This is a genomic window from Kribbella sp. WER1 (genome assembly GCF_054189145.1).
Map to the genome: position 1 here is coordinate 2,725,069 of NZ_CM135186.1, position 14,612 is coordinate 2,739,680.

16 protein-coding genes are annotated in these 14,612 nt (G+C 70.2%); 6 read left to right on the forward strand and 10 right to left on the reverse strand.

Annotated features, from left to right (window positions below; genetic code table 11):
• Positions 1-26: 26 nt before the first annotated feature.
• On the reverse strand, positions 27-788 hold the full coding sequence (locus ACXJJ3_RS13280; RefSeq protein WP_458170315.1) for a phytanoyl-CoA dioxygenase family protein: 762 nt from the start codon (positions 786-788) through the stop codon (positions 27-29).
• 120 nt (positions 789-908) lie between these two features.
• On the opposite strand from ACXJJ3_RS13280, the gene ACXJJ3_RS13285 reads away from it, so the two are divergent.
• Positions 909-1,556, forward strand: a complete 648-nt coding sequence (locus tag ACXJJ3_RS13285) for an AraC family transcriptional regulator (protein WP_458170316.1) — start codon at positions 909-911, stop codon at positions 1,554-1,556.
• A 14-nt stretch (positions 1,557-1,570) separates the two neighbouring features.
• Entirely contained in the window at positions 1,571-2,119 is a 549-nt protein-coding gene (locus ACXJJ3_RS13290) for an NUDIX hydrolase family protein (RefSeq protein ID WP_458170317.1), read from the forward strand.
• Between the two features lie 99 nt (positions 2,120-2,218).
• On the opposite strand, the gene ACXJJ3_RS13295 is transcribed toward ACXJJ3_RS13290, so the two are convergent.
• Complete coding sequence (locus tag ACXJJ3_RS13295; protein ID WP_458170318.1) at positions 2,219-2,947, reverse strand: SDR family NAD(P)-dependent oxidoreductase; 729 nt, start codon at positions 2,945-2,947, stop codon at positions 2,219-2,221.
• Between the two features lie 102 nt (positions 2,948-3,049).
• On the opposite strand from ACXJJ3_RS13295, the gene ACXJJ3_RS13300 reads away from it, so the two are divergent.
• Together ACXJJ3_RS13300 and ACXJJ3_RS13305 are read left to right on the forward strand one after the other, a co-directional pair.
• Positions 3,050-3,892 (forward strand): helix-turn-helix transcriptional regulator, encoded by an 843-nt coding sequence (locus ACXJJ3_RS13300; protein WP_458170319.1) that lies wholly within the window; start codon positions 3,050-3,052, stop codon positions 3,890-3,892.
• Positions 3,893-3,939: 47 nt separating this feature from the next.
• The gene (locus ACXJJ3_RS13305) at positions 3,940-4,689 is read left to right on the forward strand and encodes a glycoside hydrolase family 16 protein (RefSeq protein ID WP_458170320.1); all 750 of its coding nucleotides are present in this window, start codon (positions 3,940-3,942) and stop codon (positions 4,687-4,689) included.
• A 58-nt stretch (positions 4,690-4,747) separates the two neighbouring features.
• Here ACXJJ3_RS13305 and ACXJJ3_RS13310 read toward each other — a convergent pair whose 3' ends face one another.
• Positions 4,748-6,538, reverse strand: a complete 1,791-nt coding sequence (locus tag ACXJJ3_RS13310) for a DEAD/DEAH box helicase (protein ID WP_458170321.1) — start codon at positions 6,536-6,538, stop codon at positions 4,748-4,750.
• Between the two features lie 59 nt (positions 6,539-6,597).
• Positions 6,598-7,164, reverse strand: coding sequence for a Uma2 family endonuclease (locus ACXJJ3_RS13315; RefSeq protein ID WP_458170322.1), 567 nt, complete (start codon positions 7,162-7,164; stop codon positions 6,598-6,600).
• 122 nt (positions 7,165-7,286) lie between these two features.
• Between ACXJJ3_RS13315 and ACXJJ3_RS13320 the strand changes: the two genes are divergently transcribed.
• The gene (locus tag ACXJJ3_RS13320) at positions 7,287-7,562 is read left to right on the forward strand and encodes a DUF3039 domain-containing protein (RefSeq protein ID WP_458170323.1); all 276 of its coding nucleotides are present in this window, start codon (positions 7,287-7,289) and stop codon (positions 7,560-7,562) included.
• A gap of 3 nt (positions 7,563-7,565) precedes the next feature.
• Here the strand turns inward: ACXJJ3_RS13320 and ACXJJ3_RS13325 are convergent, their stop codons facing one another.
• From ACXJJ3_RS13325 to ACXJJ3_RS13335, 3 genes are read right to left on the reverse strand one after another with little or no spacing between them, the layout of a single operon-like run.
• Positions 7,566-8,123, reverse strand: coding sequence for a YqgE/AlgH family protein (locus tag ACXJJ3_RS13325; protein WP_458170324.1), 558 nt, complete (start codon positions 8,121-8,123; stop codon positions 7,566-7,568).
• Between the two features lie 7 nt (positions 8,124-8,130).
• On the reverse strand, positions 8,131-8,517 hold the full coding sequence (locus tag ACXJJ3_RS13330; protein ID WP_458170325.1) for a VanZ family protein: 387 nt from the start codon (positions 8,515-8,517) through the stop codon (positions 8,131-8,133).
• Entirely contained in the window at positions 8,514-9,944 is a 1,431-nt protein-coding gene (locus ACXJJ3_RS13335; protein WP_458170326.1) for a malic enzyme-like NAD(P)-binding protein, read from the reverse strand. Before ACXJJ3_RS13335 ends, ACXJJ3_RS13330 begins: the two co-directional genes overlap by 4 nt.
• A gap of 107 nt (positions 9,945-10,051) precedes the next feature.
• Here ACXJJ3_RS13335 and ACXJJ3_RS13340 point away from each other — a divergent pair, with 107 nt between their 5' ends.
• Positions 10,052-11,044: a LacI family DNA-binding transcriptional regulator gene (locus tag ACXJJ3_RS13340; protein ID WP_458170327.1), complete on the forward strand. Its 993-nt coding sequence runs from the start codon at positions 10,052-10,054 to the stop codon at positions 11,042-11,044.
• 2 nt (positions 11,045-11,046) lie between these two features.
• Here the strand turns inward: ACXJJ3_RS13340 and ACXJJ3_RS13345 are convergent, their stop codons facing one another.
• From ACXJJ3_RS13345 to ACXJJ3_RS13355, 3 genes are read right to left on the reverse strand one after another with little or no spacing between them, the layout of a single operon-like run.
• Entirely contained in the window at positions 11,047-12,051 is a 1,005-nt protein-coding gene (locus ACXJJ3_RS13345; RefSeq protein ID WP_458170328.1) for a substrate-binding domain-containing protein, read from the reverse strand.
• A 13-nt stretch (positions 12,052-12,064) separates the two neighbouring features.
• On the reverse strand, positions 12,065-13,084 hold the full coding sequence (locus ACXJJ3_RS13350; protein ID WP_458170329.1) for an ABC transporter permease: 1,020 nt from the start codon (positions 13,082-13,084) through the stop codon (positions 12,065-12,067).
• Entirely contained in the window at positions 13,081-14,601 is a 1,521-nt protein-coding gene (locus ACXJJ3_RS13355; RefSeq protein ID WP_458170330.1) for a sugar ABC transporter ATP-binding protein, read from the reverse strand. Before ACXJJ3_RS13355 ends, ACXJJ3_RS13350 begins: the two co-directional genes overlap by 4 nt.
• Between the last annotated feature and the right edge of the window lie 11 nt (positions 14,602-14,612).

Consider the following 14,612-nt stretch of genomic DNA (forward strand, 5'->3'; position numbering starts at 1 on the left):
GACAACTTATGCCACGGTGTAAACGCTCACACGCGCGGGAACAGCTCGTGGTCGAGCGGTGCGCCGACGGTCAGGCCGAGGCCGTCGGTGACGACGTGGCCACCGCCGGTGTACGTCGCCTCCGCGTCGAAGTAGATGTTCACGTGCGCGATCCGCGGGTCGTCGGTGAAGTTCGGCGTCGCCGAGTGCGCGAGGTACGCGTTGTGGAAGGTGCAGTCGCCGGCCTGCAGCGGGATCGTCAGGCGCTCCTCCCAGCGCAGGTCGGGCGCCGCGCGGAACATGTCGTCGCGGTCGGACAGGTCCTGGCTGCGCAGGTCCTGGTGGTTCTGCGAGCCCGGGATGAAGGTCATGCAGCCGCGCTCGACCGGTACGTCGACGAGCGCGATCCAGGCGGACAGCGAGGCGCGGGAGCCGGCATGCGGCCAGTACGGCGCGTCCTGGTGGAACTCGGTCGCGGCACCGTTGTGCGGCGGCTTGATCAGCAGCTGGTCGTGCCAGATCCGCACCGGTACCCCGGCGAGCGCGGTCGCGGCGGCAGCCAGCCGCGGGTCGAGGGTGAGTTCCTTGAGTACGCCGTTCTGCCGCCACACGTTGACGTACTGGTTGAAGATCTTGGAACCCTCGAAGTTGTCGTCGGCGTTCGCGGTCCACTCGGTGGCGGCGGCCGCGAACCGGGCCGCCTCGTCGCGGCCGATGATGTTCCGGATCCGGACGACGCCGTCGCGGCGGTAGGCGGAAATCGTCTCGTTGTCGACGGTGGCGGCTGCCGTAGGGTCGGTGGTGGTCATCGGTGGCTCCTCGGGATTCCGTCGTACTGGAAGGTGATTCCAGGGTCCTGGGACAGCGGCGCCGGGGACAGGATGTGGTTGACCTCAGGTTGACCGAAATTGACCTCCTGGGAGGACGCTGTGCACAACGTGCTGAGCAGTCAGGTGTTTCCGGATCCGCGGCTGCCGGTGGCGGGTGAGCGGCTGGAGGTGCTCGCGGACGTGGCGCCGCACAGCCACGCGTTCTTCGAGATCGCGGTAGTGGTCGAAGGGCGCGGGACGCACGTGTCGGCGGCGGGCGAGGTGGAGCTGGCGCCGGACTCGGTGGTGGTGATCCGGCCGGGCGAGTGGCACGGGTACGTCGGCTGCGCCGGGTTGGTGGTCCGCAACGCGTACCTGGGACCGGATGTGTTCGGGTTGCTGTCCGGCGCACTGGTTCCTGGGGGTGCCGGGTTGCGGGCGGCGGTGCATCCGGCGGTGCAGCACGCGATGCGGGTGCTGGAGGCGGATCCGGCCGCGCCCTGGACGCTCGAACAGCTGGCGGCCCGCGTCAACCTCGCGCCGGGCTACCTGATCCGGCTGTTCGGGAAGTCCGTCGGGATGTCCCCGATGGCGTACCTGAACCGGATCCGCGCCGAGCGCGCGGCCGGCCTGCTGATCGAGACCGAACTGCCCGTCGCGACCATCGGCGCGACGGTCGGCTGGCACGATCCGAGCCACGCGACGCGACGATTCCGCTCGACGTTCGGCCTCAGCCCCTCCCAGTACCGGAGTGCTTTCAGGCCGTAAGCAAAGATGGGCCCATGACGTCGTCTGTGCAAACGCCTGACCCCAATCCCGGCTGGTTGTCCGAGTTCGCGCTCGCCGAGACCCGGACCCGGGTCCCGATCCTGTACGTCGAGGCAGTGCCGGCCCGGGTCGACACGTCCGGCCAGATCGAGCACATCGGAGTCCTGCTGCGGACCTCGCCCGCGACCGGCGAGATCACCCGCACGCTGGTCTCCGGGCGGGTGCTGCACAACGAGTCGATCCGGGACGCGCTGCAGCGCAACATCGAGAAGGACCTCGGCCCGGCGGCGTTCCCGCGGCTGCCCGCGACGCTGGTGCCGGTGACGGTCGCGGAGTACTTCCCGTTCCCCGGGATGACCCCGCTGCACGACCCGCGGCAGCACGCCGTCGCGCTGGTGTACGTCGTACCGGTCACCGGCGAGTGCAACCCGCGGCAGGACGCGCTGGAGCTGACGTGGCTGACGCCGGAGGAGGCCCTGTCGCCGAGCCTGCTGAACGACATGGAGGGCGGCCGCGGCCAGCTCCTCAAGCAGGCCCTCGCCTGGTCCGGCGCCATCGTCTGACCCCGCGCATCTCGTGGGTAAGCCCACCAGAGGCAGGGTTTGCGCCCGGGATCAGGTACGCAAACCCTGCATCTGGTGGGCTTACCCACGAGAGGTATCTCACCAGGCGAGGCGGCCCTCTTCGGCGTACACGTGGCCGGTGGGGCCGTCGGGCGGGAGTGTCGCCAGTGCGACGGCGACGGCTGCGCCCTGCGCGGGTGTCCGCGCGGCGGTCCAGCCGCCCATGTCGGTGGCGCAGTTGCCGGGGTCGGCGGCGTTGACCAGGATCCCGGTGCCGCGCAGCTCGTTGGCGAGCATCACCGTCACCATGTTCACGGCCGCCTTCGACGCGTTGTACCCGAGCGTCAGCACGGTCGACATCCGCGACGCCGGGTCGCCGACCTGCGCGAACGACGCCAGCGACGTCGAGAGGTTCACCACCCGCGCTCCGGCGGCCTTCCGGAGCAGCGGCAGGAACGCCTGTGTCACGGCGACCAGCCCGATCACGTTGGTCTCGAACGCGGACCGCAGTACGTCGCCCGCGACCTCCGACACGGCACCGTCCCCGACCGGGATGATCGCCGCGTTGTTCACCAGTACGTCGAGCCGCCCGTACGTCGACTCGACCTGAGCAGCAGCCGCCCGCACCGACTCCGCGTCAGCCACCTGCACCGGAAGCGCGATCGCGTCGAGGCCCTCGGCAACCAACTCCTTGACCGCGACCGCACCGCGTTCCGCATCCCGTGATCCGACCAGCACGGTGAACCCGTGCTCCCCCAACTGCCGTGCGATCTCCCGGCCGATGCCCTTGTTGGCGCCCGTGACGAGCGCGACCTTGTTCGTGTTCATGCCGTCAACGCTGCGGTCCGCGCGCCGCCCGCGGCAGAGCGGGCCGACCCTGGGACCGGCAGTCCCTGGTTACCGCACGCGCCTGCCTGCGATCCTGGGACCGTGGATCGCGACGCGCTGGCGGAGTTCCTCCGGGTACGCCGGGAGGCCCTGCAGCCGTCCGACGTGGGACTCCCGGCCGGACTGCGCCGCCGTACGCCGGGGCTGCGCCGCGAGGAGGTGGCGAGCCTCGCGACCATGTCCACCGACTACTACACCCGCCTCGAACAGGCCCGCGGCCCGCGGCCGTCCCGCCCGGTACTCACCGGTCTCGCCCGCGCGCTCCGGCTGTCCGACGACGAGCGCGCCCACCTGTTCCGGCTGGCCGGCGAGCAGCCCGGACCACCGCCCGGTCCGCCGACGGACGTGCGGAGCGGCGTACTGCGGATGCTCGCGCGGCTCGACGTACCGGGGCTGGTGCTGGACGCGAAGTACGACGTACTGGCGTGGAATCGGCTGGCGGCCGCGCTGATCACGGACTTCTCGGCGATCCCGGCGCGCGAGCGGAACCTGCTGCGGCTTCGGTTCCTCACCGACCGGCAGGCGCGGCTGTTCGGCGAGCAGGCGACCCGGGAGTTCGCGCGGGACGCCGCGGCGGACCTGCGGGCGGCGACGAGTACGTACCCGGACGACCCGGAGCTCGCGCGGCTGGTCGGCGACCTGCGCGCGGGCAGTCCGGAGTTCGCGGCGATCTGGGCGCGGCACGAGGTCGGGCGGCAGCAGTCGTTGTGCCAGACGCTCTTCCACCCGCAGGTCGGGCGGATCGACGTGGTCTGCGAGGTGCTCGTCGTGCCCGAGCGGGACCAGCGGGTGGTGCTGTACACCGCCGAGCCGGGATCGCCGTCCGGCCAGGCGATCCGGCTGCTGGACGTGATCGGTACCCAGGAGTTGACAACGAAGCCCTGATCAAGCGACTGTTTGATCCGTTCATTTCCGACGGAGAGGGTTGCCTGATGCGTAAGTTACTTACGGCTGCGGTGGTACTCGGACTGCTGGTCGTCCCTCTCCGTGCCGCGGACGCGGCAGCGCCCGGGAAACTGGTGTTCGCCGACGAGTTCGACGGCACCGCGATCGACCGGACGAAGTGGGCGATCCACTCGAACGCCGAGGGCGACCAGTGCCTCGGGAACAAGGGCAACGACCAGCTCGAGTGGCACACCTGGGACGCGCTGTCCGTTGCCGGCGGCAAGCTCACGATGACCGCCCGGAAGAACAATCCGGCGCCGGGGTACGACTGGTCCGGCGCGCTGATCACCACCGGTCAGGCCTGCGGGCACGAGCCCTCGAGCTCGTTCGCCGTGCAGCCCGGCGACTACGTCGAGACCCGGCTGAAACTCCCGTCGGCGCAGGGTTTCTGGCCGTCGACGTGGACCTGGAACGGCAACGGCTCGAACGAGCAGGACACCTACGAGTTCTACAGCGACAACCACAAGGCGCTGTACCTGACCAACCACCAGTCGCCCGGCGGCGGCTGCACGTACCAGTCGCCGACCGACCTCACCACCGACTGGCACACGATCGCGCAGAAGCTCGGCCCGGACGAGACGATCTGGTACCTCGACGGCAAGGAGATCTGCCGCCAGGGCGCGTACGCCGGGACCGGCGACGCGCTGATCCTGGACCTGTTCGTGTTCGGGAAGATCCCTCCCACCGTGACCTCGGAGTCGATGCAGATCGACTACGTGCACGTGTACCGCCCCTGACAAGACTGAGGCCCAGCACCTCGGGCGGGGTGCTGGGCCTCGGGGATCTACCGCGGGGTCAGGCCCGGCGTTGGGTCGCCCAGTCGCGGATCAGTTCGATGCGTTCCTTCAGCTGGATCGACGAGGCGTGCGCCGCGGCCGGCCCGCCGAGCTTGCGGCGCAGGTCGTTGTGGATGACGCCGTGCGGCTGACCGGTGCGGTGATGCCAGGCGGCGACCAGCCCGTTCAGCTCCCGGCGGAGCAACGCGATCTGCTCGTGGGTGGCCAGCTCGGTCGGTGTCGGGTCCTCGCGCTCGCTCACCGGCTGGGACGACTTCTTCTGCGCCGCCAGCGACTTCTGCTGCCGCTTGTGCAGCAGCTCGCGGACCTGGTCCGGCTCCAGCAGACCGGGCAGCCCGAGGAAGTCCAGCTCCTCGTCGGACGCGTTCTCGCCGCCGGTGCCGTAGTCACCGCCGTCGAACACCACCCGGTCGAAGCTGGCGTCCGACCCGAGCGCCTCGAAGTTCCCCTCGAGCTCGTCGCTGGCGCCCTCGGACTGGTTCGCCTGCTTCAGCAGGTCGTCCTCGAGCGCGAAGATGTCGCCGTCCTCGTTGCTGTTCTTGCGGCCGAGGACATGGTCGCGCTCGACCTCCATCTCGGCCGCGAACCCGAGCAGCCGGGTCACCGACGGTACGAACACCGACGCCGTCTCGCCGCGCTTGCGGGCCCGCACGAACCGTCCGACGGCCTGCGCGAAGAACAGCGGCGTCGACGTCGGCGTCGCGTACACCCCGACCGCCAGCCGCGGTACGTCGACGCCCTCGGACACCATCCGGACCGCGACCATCCAGCGCGACTCGTCCTCGGAGAATTTGGCGATCTTCTTGCTCGCCGCCTTCTCGTCGGACAGCACGACCGTCGGCGACTCCCCGGTCAGCTCCCGGAGCGTCTTCGCGTACGCACGGGCCGTGTTCTGGTCGCCCGAGATCACCAGCGCGCCGGCGTCCGGCATGTGCCGCCGGACTTCGGTCAGGCGCTTGTCGGCGGCCGCGAGGACGGCGCCCATCCACTCGCCGGTCGGGTCCAGCGCGGTCCGCAGCGCCTGCGCGGTCAGATCCTTGGTCAGCGGTTCGCCGAGCCGCGCGGCGACCTCGTCACCGGCCTTCGTCCGCCAGCGCATCTCGCCGGAGTACGACATGAAGATGACCGGCCGGACGACGTGGTCGCGGAGCGCGTGGCCGTACCCGTAGGTGTAGTCCGCCTTGCTCCGGGCGACGCCGTCGTGCCCCTCCTCGTACGTGACGAACGGGATCGGGTTGTCGTCGCTGCGGAACGGCGTACCGGTCAGGCAGAGCCGGCGCGCGGCGGGCTCGAACGCCTCGCGGACGCCGTCGCCCCAGCTCAGCGCGTCACCGCCGTGGTGCACCTCGTCGAGGATCACCAGGGTCTTGAACCGCTCGGTCCGGACCCGGAAGGCCAGCGGGTTCACGGCGACCCCGGCGTACGTCACCGCGACGCCCTGGTAGTCCTTGTTGGTCTTGCCGCGGCGCCCGGCGAACGCGGGGTCGATCGCGATCCCGGCCCGGTCCGCCGCGTCGGCCCACTGGGTCTTCAGGTGCTCGGTCGGCGTCACCACGGTGATCCGCTCGATCTGCCGCCGATGCAGCAGCTCCGCGGCCACGGTCAGCGCGAACGTCGTCTTACCGGCGCCCGGCGTCGCGACCGCGAGGAAGTCCCGCGGGTTGGTGTCCAGGTACTGCTGGAGCGCCTCGGCCTGCCACGCTCGCAGCTTGCTCGCGGTACCCCACGCCGCACGATCCGGATAGGCCGGTGGCAGGACAGCAGGATTGGCCGGCACGTGCGAGTCCACAGACAGCTACTCCCCCGAAGTTCGACAGTGTGCCGGGCAGGAAGATTACCCGAGATCGGTTACGAGAGCAGATCAGCAGGCACCACCGTGACGTCGAACGGGCGCGTCAGCTGGACCGCCTCGTCCCCGGTGACCGTCGCGACCTGCACGTATGCGCCGTCCTGCAGCTCCCACGCGATCAGACTCGGCGTGTCGGGATCCACCACCCAGTACGCCGGGCAACCCGCCGCCTCGAGGCGCGAGAACTTGAGCATCAGGTCGACACGGCGCGTGCTCGGCGACAACACTTCGACGGCAAGCAGGGGCGGCCCCGGAAGATCCCGCTCGCTGAACGCGTCGCGGGGAGCGACCAGCAGGTCCGGCTCCAAGACCGTGTCTTCCGCGAGGACCACGTCAACCGGAGCGTAGAGCACCAGCAGGTCCGGCGGGCAGGCCGCGAACAGCACCCGGTAGATCGCCGCCGAGATGATCTGATGGCGGGTCTTCGGCGCCGGGCTCACGAGCAGGATTCCATCGATGAGCTCGTACCGGTGGCCGTCATCGGGCATCCGATCGAGATCCGCGCGCGTCAGTGGCGCAGCCGGCGGCCACAGCGCATGGGCTGGAATGTGTTCCACGGCACTCATACTGCCTCCTTTGGTCGGTCACGGCAGAGAAGGTGCCGCGATCTGCCCCGGGTTGCCCCGGGATTCCCCGAGCTGTGGAGAAAGTTCCGGGTCGGCTGGTGACACGTCCTACACTCGGGGGTATGAGTACTCAGCTGACCCCCGGCGCGGAGACGGTTGTCGACGAGCGGACCCAGACCTCGCCGGCCGAGCCTGGTGATCACGAGCGGTTCTCGCACTACGTGCCGAAGGACAAGCTGACCGAGGCGATGGTGATGGGCACGCCGGTGGTCGCGCTGTGCGGCAAGGTGTGGGTGCCCAGCCGCGACCCGCAGCGGTTCCCGGTCTGCCCGGAGTGCAAGGAGATCTGGGACTCGCTGAACCCCGGTGACGAGGGCGGCGACGGCGGCGAGGAGTAGCCGCTAGTTCTGGGTCGGGTCGTCCGGGTAGGTCGACACGTAGGCCATCTGGTCGTTCTGGCGGCGCAGTACACGCCGCCAGAGCGTCTCCGGGTCGTGGCCGAAGACGTCGGCCGTCTCGGACTCCACGACGTACCAGGCGCCCTCGGCGATCTCGCCCTCGAGCTGGCCGCTGGACCAGCCGGCGTACCCGGCGAAGATCCGCATCCGGGTGATCGCGCCCTCGAGCAGCTCCGGCGGTACGTCGAGGTCGACCAGCCCGATCCGTCCGTAGCACTCCCGCCAGCCCGGCGGGTCGGTGTCCGCGACCACCTCGGCGACCGCGAGCGCGCTGTCGGTGCCGACCGGTCCGCCCATGAACAGCACGCCGGGCTCGTCGACGGCCGTCGACCAGTTCGGCAGCACCCGGTCCACGGACAGGTCCGCGGCCCGGTTCACCACCACCCCGAGCGCGCCGTCGTCGTCGTGGTCCAGCAGCAGGATCACCGAACGGCGAAACGGCGGCTCGTCGAGCAACGGAGTCGCCACCAGCAGCGATCCGGTCAGGGTCGAGACCGTCATGACTCCATCATGGCGTACGCCGGGGCACCCGCGGGCGTCCCACCGTCGCGAGCCAGGCACCGAGCGCGACACCGGCCAGGTCGGCGAGCGCGTCGAACGGGTCGCCGTCGCGCTGCGGCAGGAACCAGTGCTGCACCAGCTCGCTGACCACGGCGTTCGCGGCCAGTGCCCCGAGCAACCAGCGGGCCGGCAGTCCGGCCTTCAGCCCGGTGAACGCCACCGCGCCGAACAGGATGCAGTGCGCAACCTTGTCGATCTGCGGGATGCCGACGTTCGGGCCGGCCTCGCGCGGCGCGTAGACGCCGTACAGCTGCAGCGCCACCGCCACGACGAACGCCACCCGCCACACCCAGACCGGGATCCACGTCCCGGTCTGCTGCGTGCTGACCGTCACAGCACCGGTGCGTCGTCCGGGAAGTTCTCGTGCGCCGGGGCCTTGCCGCCGGCCGCGTCCCGGACCGCGTGCGCGACCCGGGTGTGCACCTCCGGGTGGAAGACGCTCGGCACGATGTACGTCGCGTTCAGCTCCTCGTCCGTGACCACGCCGGCCAGCGCCTTCGCGGCCGCCAGTTCCATGTCGACCGACACCTTCGACGACTGCGCGTCCAGCAGACCGCGGAACACCCCGGGGAAGACCAGCACGTTGTTGATCTGGTTCGGGTAGTCGCTGCGGCCGGTGGCCACCACGGCCGCGTGCTCGCCGGCCTCGGCCGGGTCGACCTCGGGTGTCGGGTTGGCCAGCGCGAACACGATCGCGTCGTCGTTCATGGTCGCGATGTCGGCACCGGTCAGCAGGTTCGGCGCGGAGACGCCGATGAACACGTCCGCCCCGGACAGCGCACCCTTCAGGTTGCCGCTGTACTTCGCCGCGTTGGTGTTCTCGGCGATCCAGCGCAGCTCCGGCGACAGGCCGTCGCGCTCGGTGTGGATGACGCCGTCGATGTCCGCGACGACCGTGTCCTTCACGCCCGCGGCGAGCAGCAGCTTCAGGATCGCCGTACCGGCCGCGCCGGCGCCGGACAGCACCACCCGGACGTTCGTGATGTCCTTGTTCACCACGCGCAGCGCGTTGTAGAGCGCCGCGAGCACGACCACCGCCGTACCGTGCTGGTCGTCGTGGAAGACCGGGATGTCCAGCTCCTCACGCAGCCGGGCCTCGATCTCGAAGCAGCGCGGCGCGGAGATGTCCTCCAGGTTGATCCCGGCGAAGCCCGGCGCGATCGCCTTCACGATCGAGACGATCTCGTCCGGGTCCTGGGTGTCCAGGCACAGCGGCCAGGCGTCGATCCCGGCGAACCGCTTGAACAGCGCGGCCTTGCCCTCCATCACCGGCAGCGCGGCCTTCGGGCCGATGTTGCCGAGACCGAGGACGGCCGAACCGTCCGTGACGACCGCGACGCTGTTCCGCTTGATGGTCAGCCGGCGGGCGTCGTCGGGGTTGTTCGCGATCGCCAGGCAGACCCGCGCGACACCCGGCGTGTAGATCATCGAGAGGTCGTCACGGTTGCGGATCGGGTGCTTGGCCTCCATCGAGATCTTCCCGCCGAGGTGCATCAGGAAGGTCCGGTCCGAGACCCGGCCGATCTCGACGCCCGGGACGGCGCGCATCGCCTCGACCAGGCGGCCGGCGTGCTCGGTGTCGGCCGCGGCACAGGTGACGTCGATCCGCAGCCGCTCGTGGCCGGAGGCGGTCACGTCCAGTGCGGTGACCAGACCGCCGGCCTGCTCGACCGCGGTCGTCAACTTGCTCACCGTCGAGCCGCCCGCGGGCACCTCGAGGCGAACGGTGATGGAGTACGAAACACTCGGCAAGGCAGTCACGCGGGTGATCCTCTCACGCCACTGGTAAGGCCCGGCGGTTCCGTACGTTAAGAACACGGGTAATCCATTACTCGGCGCGCTACTGTTCGGTCAGGAAGGGAGTGATCGTGCCGACTGTCAGCGACGTGGCCGCGCGCGCCGGGGTGTCCACGGCGACCGTGTCCCGGGCGCTGAACGGCAAGCCGACGGTCGATCCCGACCTCGCCGAGCGGGTCCGTGCGGCGGCCGCCGAGCTCGGGTACCAGCCGAACGGCCCGGCCCGGAACCTGCGCCGCCAGGAGGCCGCGGTGGTCGCGCTGATCATCTCCGACGTGGAGAACCCGTTCTTCACCGCGATCGCCCGCGGGGTCGAGGACGTGGCGCACGAGGTCGGGTACTCGGTCGTGCTGTGCAACTCCGACGAGAGCGCCGCCAAGGAACGCCGGTACCTCGACGTCGCGGTGCAGGAACGGGTCGCCGGGGTGATCCTGTCGCCGAGCGGGCCGGAGTCCTCGGTCGCGCCGCTCGCCTCCCGGGGTACGGCGTACGTCGCGGTGGACCGGCCGCTGCCCGGGCCGGCCAGCGACGTGGTGCTGGTCGACACCCGGGTGGCCGCCCGCGAGGCGACCGCACATTTGGTTGCCCAGGGCTACGAACGGATCGGGTGCATCACCGGGCCGGCCGGGGTCCGGACGGCCGACGACCGGCTGGCCGGGTACCGCGAGGCCCTGAAGGCTGCCGGGCGACGGAGTACGACCCGGCTGGTCCGGCGGACCGAATTCAAGGCGACCGGGGCGCATCGGGCGGCACTGGAGCTGCTCGCGCAGGCCGAGCCGCCGGACGCGTTGCTGATCGCGAACAACGCGATGGCGGTCGGAGTGCTGCAGGCGTTGCAGGAGCGCGGCGTGCGGGTCGGGCGGGAGGTGGGCGTCGTCACCTTCGACGACGCCCCGTGGGCCGCGCTGGTCGACCCACCACTGACAGTCGTCGCCCAACCGGCGTACGAGCTGGGTGCCGCCGCCGCCCGCCTCCTACTGGCCCGCATCGCCGACAACACCCGCCCACCCACGGCAACCACTCTCGCCGCCCGCCTGATCCCCCGCGCCAGCTCAAGCCGCTGAGCTCATCCGTTGGGGTTTTCCTCGGCGTAGATCTTCGCCGCGTTGGACGGGTCGATCAGGCGGGTCGGCAGCGTCTGGGTCTTCTCGATCGTGCCGCAGTCGACCAGGATCTTCTTCGCGGCGGCGATCGCCTCCTTGCCGTTCGTCGGATACGTGAACGTCGCCGACAGCCGGCCCTGCTCGACCGCCTTGATCCCGCCCGACGGGATCGGCAGCGCGTCGATACCGGTGAACTTCATCTCCTTCTCCCGGCCGACCGCCTTCGCGGCCAGGTACGCTCCCTCCGCCATCGGGTCGTTGTGCGAGAACACCACGTCGATCTTCGGGTTCGCCTTCAGCAGCGCGTCCATCTGCGACTGGCCCTTCTCCCGCAGCCAGTCACCGCTCGCGCTCGCGATCACCTTGACCTTCGGGTTGCCCTTGATCCCCTCGACGAATCCTTCGTGCCGCTCGGCCTGCGGCGTCGCCCCGGCCAGGCCCTTCAGCTCCACGACGTTCCCGCCGTTCGGCAGCAGCTTCTCGGCGATGTACTTGCCGGCCTCGCGCCCGATCTGCACGTTGTCGCCGCCGATGAACCCGGTGTACGCGTCGCCCTCGACCTTCCGGTCCAGCACGATCACCGGGATGCCCTTGTCGTACGCCTTCTTCACCACCGCGGTCAGCGGCTTCGCCTCGTTCGGGCTGATGATCAGCAGGTCGATCTGCTGGGTGATGTAGTTCTCGACGTCCGCGACCTGCTTGGCGTTGTCCTGCGCGGCGTCGGCGAACTTCACGTCGAACTGCGGCACCTCCTTGGCCGCGGTCTTGATGTCGTCGTCCATCCGCTGCCGGTACGGCTCGGCGACGTTCGCCTGGCTCATCCCGATCGTGTACTTGCCGTCCTTGCCCTTGCAGGACTTGGACGCGCCCGGCGACGCGCCGGCGGTTCGCTCGTTGGTGGTCCCACAGCCGGCCAGGACTAGCGCGGCGATCGCTGCCGCGGCCAACGGGATTCTCACAGAACGCATGACGGAACCTTCCTTACGAGGTGGGGCGGAGCCGTTGCAGCGCGGCGGCGGCAACGATCACCAGTCCCTTGATCAGGAGCTGGATGTTGGAGTCGATGTTGTTCAGGGCAAGGATGTTGTTCAGTACGCCGAGCAGCAGCGCGCCGGCCACCGTCCCGGCCACCGAACCGCGGCCGCCCGCGAGACTGGTACCGCCGATCACCACCGCGGCGATCGCGTCCAGCTCGTAGCCGATGCCGTCGTTCGGGCTGCCCTGGTTGAGCTGGACGGCGTGCACGATGCCGGCCAGCGACGCGAGCAACCCGCAGATCGCGAACACCGCGACCTTCACCCGGACCACCGGTACGCCGGACAGCCGGGCGGCCTTCTCGTTGCCGCCGACCGCGTACAGGTGCCGGGAGAACGCGCTCACCCGGAGGAACACCACCGCGGCGGCCGCGACCACGGCGAAGATGATCACCGGGATCGGCACCAGCCCGCCGAAGGTGCGCTCGCCGAGCAGCGCGAACGACGCCGGCGCCTCGTTCGGCCCGTCGCCGTACGCGATCGCGACGCCCTGCCCGCCGGACCATATTCGGGCCAGACCCCTGGCTATCTGCAGGCCCGCGAGCGTGACGATGAACGACTGGATCCCGATCATCGCGGTCGCGATCCCCTGCAGGGCACCGAAGACCAGCCCGATCGCCAGCACGAGCACGATCGACGGCAGGAAGCCCCAGTTGTTCTCGACCATCAGGACGGCGGACCCGACCGCGGCCAGGCCGAGTACCGCGCCGACCGACAGGTCGATGCCGCCGATCAGGATCACGAACGTCATCCCGACCGCGATGATGCCGATCTCGGACACCGCGCGGACCACGTTCGCCAGGTTGTCGGCGCTGATGAACAGGATGTCGCCGTTCTTCCGCGGCGAGAAGATGATCGCCGCGATGAACACCGCGATCAGCCCGAAGACGCTCTGGAACCGGAACAACGTCGCGGCCACGGACGTGTTCTCGACCGGGGTCACCTTGTCCTGCGCAACGTCCGTCACTGCATCGCTCCTTGTCCCATCGCGGCGGCCAGCAGATCACCCTCGCCCGAGTCCGCCGTACTGAACGACGCCACGTCGCGGCCGTCCCGCAGGACGACGACGCGGTCGCAGACACCGACCAGTTCGGGAAGTTCGGAGGAGGCGAGCAGTACGCCGATGCCCTGCGCCGCGAGTTCGCCGAGCAGCCGGTAGATCTCGGCCTTCGCGCCGACGTCGACGCCGCGGGTCGGCTCGTCGAGCAGCAGCAGCTTCGGTTCGGTGAGCAGCATCCGGCCGAACACGACCTTCTGCTGGTTCCCGCCGGACAGCGTGCCGACCTCGTCCTGCATCCGCCCGAACTTCAGCCGCAGCCGGTCGGCCATCGACGCCGACGCGGCCCGTTCCAGCCGGCGCGCGACGACCCCGAGCCGGCCGTACGCCGGGAGACTCGAGACGACCGTGTTCGCGAGGATCGAGTGGAACAGCACCAGCCCGGACGCCCGCCGGTCCTCCGGGACGAACCCGATGCCGTGCGCGAGCGCCTGTCGCGGGCTGCGCGGGCGGATCGGCTTGCCCTGCAGGAGGATCCGGCCGGACAACGTGCCGCCGGGCGCCACGCCGTACAGGGTCTCGAGGAGTTCGGTCCGGCCCGCGCCGAGGAGTCCGGCCAGGCCGACGATCTCGCCGGCGCGGACGGTCAACGAGATGCCGTCCGGGTCGCGACGGCCGGGGCGCTTGGCTTTCAGGGCGAGGTCCTCGACGCGCAGGAGTTCGTCGCCGGTGGTGCTGTCCGGGGTGGTGAACATGGTCTGCACCGGGCGGCCGACCATCGCCTCGACGACCTCCGCCGTACTCAGGGCGCGTGGGTCGAAGCTGGTCACGATCCGGCCGTTGCGGAGGACGGTCGCGCGGTCGGCGACCTGGGCGATCTCCTCCATCCGGTGCGAGATGTAGACGATGCCGACACCGCCCTGCCGGAGCTCGCGGATCACGTCGAAGAGCCGTTCCACCTCGGAGCTGGTGAGCGCGGAGGTCGGCTCGTCCATGATCAGCACCCGCGCGTCGAGCGCGATCGCCTTCGCGATCGTGACCAGCTGCTGCTCGCCGACCCGCAGTTCGCCGACCGGCCGCCGCGGGTCGAGGCTGACGCCGCTGCGGTCGAGGAGTTCCTTCGCCGCGCGTTCCATCCGGCGGCGGTCGACGGTGCGGTACGGCGTCCGGAGTTCGCGGCCGAGGAAGATGTTGTCCGCGACCGACAGCCCCGGGACCAGGTCGAGTTCCTGGTGGATCATCGCGATGCCCGCGGACTGCGCGTCGGTGGGTCCGTTGAACCGGACCGGGGCGCCGTCGATCGCGATCGTGCCGGCGTACTCGGTGACGTCGCCGGACAGGATCTTCATCAGCGTGCTCTTCCCGGCCCCGTTCTCGCCGAGCAACGCATGCACCTCACCGGCGCCGAGGACGAAGTCGACCCCGTCGCAGGCCTGCACCCCGCCGTACCGCTTCCCGATCGCACTCATCGTCACGAGGTCCGGCATGACACCTCCAC